At 64.9% G+C, this 2,996-nt stretch carries 6 protein-coding genes and 1 pseudogene; all 7 read left to right on the top strand.

The window, feature by feature from the left end:
• Nucleotides 1-204: 204 nt before the first annotated feature.
• On the top strand, nucleotides 205-765 hold the full coding sequence (locus VFA16_RS03540) for a DinB family protein (RefSeq protein ID WP_324966488.1): 561 nt from the start codon (nucleotides 205-207) through the stop codon (nucleotides 763-765).
• Nucleotides 766-1,006: 241 nt separating this feature from the next.
• The gene (gene rplN / locus VFA16_RS03545; protein ID WP_023370951.1) at nucleotides 1,007-1,375 is read left to right on the top strand and encodes a 50S ribosomal protein L14; all 369 of its coding nucleotides are present in this window, start codon (nucleotides 1,007-1,009) and stop codon (nucleotides 1,373-1,375) included.
• Nucleotides 1,376-1,693 (top strand): 50S ribosomal protein L24, encoded by a 318-nt coding sequence (rplX, locus tag VFA16_RS03550; protein WP_083090050.1) that lies wholly within the window; start codon nucleotides 1,376-1,378, stop codon nucleotides 1,691-1,693.
• A complete protein-coding gene (gene rplE / locus VFA16_RS03555) occupies nucleotides 1,693-2,256 on the top strand; it encodes a 50S ribosomal protein L5 (RefSeq protein ID WP_324966489.1) in 564 nt (187 codons plus the stop codon). Before rplX ends, rplE begins: the two co-directional genes overlap by 1 nt.
• Before the next feature lie 4 nt (nucleotides 2,257-2,260).
• A complete protein-coding gene (locus VFA16_RS03560; RefSeq protein WP_083090052.1) occupies nucleotides 2,261-2,446 on the top strand; it encodes a type Z 30S ribosomal protein S14 in 186 nt (61 codons plus the stop codon).
• Between the two features lie 52 nt (nucleotides 2,447-2,498).
• Nucleotides 2,499-2,897: a 30S ribosomal protein S8 gene (rpsH, locus tag VFA16_RS03565; RefSeq protein WP_324966490.1), complete on the top strand. Its 399-nt coding sequence runs from the start codon at nucleotides 2,499-2,501 to the stop codon at nucleotides 2,895-2,897.
• Nucleotides 2,898-2,907: 10 nt separating this feature from the next.
• A pseudogene (locus tag VFA16_RS03570) lies at nucleotides 2,908-2,996 on the top strand (50S ribosomal protein L6); the annotation flags it as partial.

The following is a 2,996-nucleotide window of genomic DNA, read 5'->3' on the forward strand; positions in this document are numbered from 1 at the left end:
GCAGCGCGATGATGCCCAAGCGGCGTCGCACCCGGGCCCAAGACCGGGCACATCGCATCGCCACCGAACGCCGGCAGAATCGAGCAGCGCGTGAGGCCCGCCGTCGGGCCCGCGAAGCCGCCTGGTTCGGCCCGGCCCCACCCGACACCGACGACGATCCACCACCGTTTTGACGCGCCGACTGCGGACGACCACACCCAATGGGTGACGATTGCCCGTATGCACGGATTGCCGCCGCTGGCTGCGGAAGATCACGTGTGCGACGACTGCGCGTTGGCGTATCCGGAGATCAGCGTCGATGACGCCGTCCTGGTCATCACGCGACTGCCGGATGCGGTTCGGGAGTCTGTCGAGGCCATCCCGCACGAAGCGCGTCGGCGTCGGCCCAGCCCGCAGGTCTGGTCGGTGGCCGAATACGTTTGCCACCTGCGCGACGTCTACGTCACGTTCACCATTCGGCTGCACCGCATCAGAACGGAGGACGTTCCGGCGCTGGAACCGATGTTCAACGACCTTCGGGCGCGCCGGTTTCGCTACAACGACTGCGACCTCAGCGCGACGCTTGACGAGCTCGCGGCGGCCACAACCGGCTTCTGCGAACAAGTCGCCCGTACTGGCACACAGGGCTGGGACCGGTTGGCGACCCGCCTGCCCGGCGAGCAGCGCACCGCGCGTTGGCTCGTCCGCCAGGCGATGCACGAAGGTGTCCACCATCTCGCCGATATACGCAGAATCGGCAGCGCCGTGGCCGGTGATTCTCGATAGCGGGTGAACCACCCAAAATTTGGCGCTGAGCAGGTCGTCACCTAGACTCTAGGGGTTGCCGTGGGCAGACCTCGGCCGGCGCAAGGTGACGGCCCCGCGTGCCTTTCGGCGACGAAGACCACGCACGCCAGGTCTCTGGTGGGCACTGCCCACCGGGACGGCACGGCCTGCCGTGCACATGTTCAACCCGGTTGCGCCGAGGGATGCAGCGGAGTGACCGGGACAGGATTGAGGAGATCTGGTGATTCAGCAGGAATCGCGACTGAAGGTGGCCGACAACACCGGCGCCAAGGAGATCTTGTGCATCCGCGTGCTCGGCGGCTCATCGCGACGCTACGCCGGAATCGGCGACGTCATCGTGGCGACGGTCAAAGACGCAATCCCCGGCGGCAACGTCAAGCGCGGCGATGTGGTCAAGGCCGTCGTGGTGCGCACCGCCAAGGAGCGTCGCCGCCCCGACGGCAGCTACATCAAGTTCGACGAGAACGCGGCAGTGATCATCAAGCCCGACAACGACCCGCGCGGCACCCGCATTTTCGGCCCCGTCGGCCGCGAGCTGCGGGAGAAGCGCTTCATGAAGATCATCTCGCTGGCCCCGGAGGTGTTGTAGATGAAGGTGCATAAGGGCGACACCGTCCTGGTCATCTCCGGTAAAGACAAAGGCGCCAAGGGCAAGGTGCTCAAGGCCTACCCGGCCAAGAACAAAGTGCTCGTCGAGGGCGTCAACCGGATCAAGAAGCACACGCCCATCTCGACCAACCAGCGCGGCGCACGATCGGGCGGCATCGTCACCCAGGAAGCGCCGATCCACGTCTCCAACGTGATGGTGGTCGACTCCGACGGCAAGCCCACCCGCATCGGGTACCGGGTCGACGAGGAGACCGGCAAGAAAGTCCGCATCTCCAAGCGCAACGGCAAGGACATCTGATGACGACCGCAGAAAAAGTTCAGCCGCGGCTCAAAGTCCGCTATCGCGAAGAGATCCGCGATGCGCTGCAAAAGCAATTCGGATACCGCAACGTGATGCAGATCCCGACGGTGGTCAAGGTTGTCGTCAACATGGGCATCGGGGAGGCCGCGCGCGACGCGAAGATGATCAACGGCGCGGTCACCGACCTGTCGCTGATCACCGGGCAGCGACCGGAGATCCGGCGGGCCCGAAAATCCATCGCCCAGTTCAAGCTTCGCGAAGGCATGCCGATCGGCGTGCGGGCCACCCTGCGTGGCGATCGCATGTGGGAATTCCTGGACCGGCTGACTTCGATTGCGCTGCCGCGTATCCGCGACTTCCGCGGCTTGTCGCCGGCGCAGTTCGACGGCGCCGGTAACTACACGTTCGGGCTGGCCGAGCAGTCGGTGTTCCACGAGATCGACGTGGACACCATCGACCGGACCCGTGGCATGAACATCAGCGTCGTCACCTCGGCGGCGACCGACGAGGAAGGACGCGCGCTGTTGCGGGCCCTCGGCTTCCCGTTCAAGGAGAACTGAACAGATGGCAAAGAAGGCACTGGTCAACAAGGCTCAGCGCAAACCGAAGTTCAAGGTGCGGGCCTACACCCGCTGCAGTAAGTGCGGCCGCCCGCACTCGGTGTACCGCAAGTTCGGGCTGTGCCGGATCTGCCTGCGCGAGATGGCGCACGCGGGCGAGCTGCCCGGCGTGCAGAAGAGCAGTTGGTGAAACGCAGCAGGCCCACTGCGGGAACCGCTGCGAGAAAGGTGACACGGCTGTCATGACGATGACGGACCCGATCGCAGACTTTTTGACGCGTCTGCGCAACGCCAATGCGGCGTACCACGACGAGGTGACGCTGCCGCACTCGAAGATTAAGGCGAATATCGCCGAGATCCTCAAGAACGAGGGGTACATCAGCGACTACCGCGTCGAAGATGCTCGGGTCGGCAAAGCGCTCGTCATCCAACTCAAATACGGGCCGAACCGCGAGCGCAGCCTTGCTGGCTTGCGCCGCGTGTCCAAGCCAGGATTGCGGGTGTACGCGAAATCCACCAATCTGCCGCGGGTGCTCGGCGGCCTGGGCGTGGCGATCATCTCGACGTCCTCGGGCCTGCTCACCGACCGTCAGGCAGCCAGACAGGGCGTGGGCGGCGAAGTCCTCGCATACGTGTGGTGAGGGGGTAGACATGTCGCGTATTGGTAAGCAGCCGGTTCCGGTTCCCGCCGGAGTCGATGTCAGCATCGATGGCCAGAACGTGTCGGTCAAGGGGCCGAA

The organism is Mycobacterium sp. (assembly GCF_035653355.1).
Taxonomy (GTDB): domain Bacteria; phylum Actinomycetota; class Actinomycetes; order Mycobacteriales; family Mycobacteriaceae; genus Mycobacterium.